Below are 486 nucleotides of genomic sequence, written 5' to 3'. Positions count from 1 at the left end.
AAACAAGTAGAAGTTAAATTCGGTACTGAACTTAACAAAGATGAAGTTAAACCAGAATTGTTCATTTTAAACAATAAAGCCGCTACAGACGTTAAAGTTTCTAGCGACAACAAAACAGTTGTGGTAACTTTCGCTGAATTAAACGGTGCTAAAGATGCTGTGTTAGTTGTAGAACCTGTTGCAACGAAAGCAGATGCTAAAGTGAAAACTGCTAGACATTCACAAACTCTTACTTATACAGATACAGCTCGCCCAGAAGTTAAAGGTGTAGAATATGTAAATGCAAACACTGCTAAAGTTTTATTCTCTGAGCCAATTAAAACAGTTGGTAATGTAACTGGTACGCAAGGTGCTGCTGTATTTACTGACGAAGATAACAAATTTAAAGAAGGTCAAGATTTTGTACTTATTAATCTAGCTGACGATAAAGAAATCACTGAAGTTGTAGTATCAATCGTAGGAGCTACTGACATAGCTGGTAACTTA

1 pseudogene is annotated in these 486 nt (G+C 35.4%); it reads left to right on the top strand.

The window, feature by feature from the left end:
* Positions 1-486 (top strand): annotated as a pseudogene (locus KVT34_RS29820) (S-layer homology domain-containing protein); the annotation flags it as partial.

This window comes from Paenibacillus sp. GbtcB18 (assembly GCF_019091125.1).
GTDB lineage: Bacteria > Bacillota > Bacilli > Paenibacillales > NBRC-103111 > Paenibacillus_F > Paenibacillus_F chitinolyticus.
Note: the sequence above shows the minus strand (reverse complement) of the source record. Positions and strands in the feature narration are given on the sequence as shown.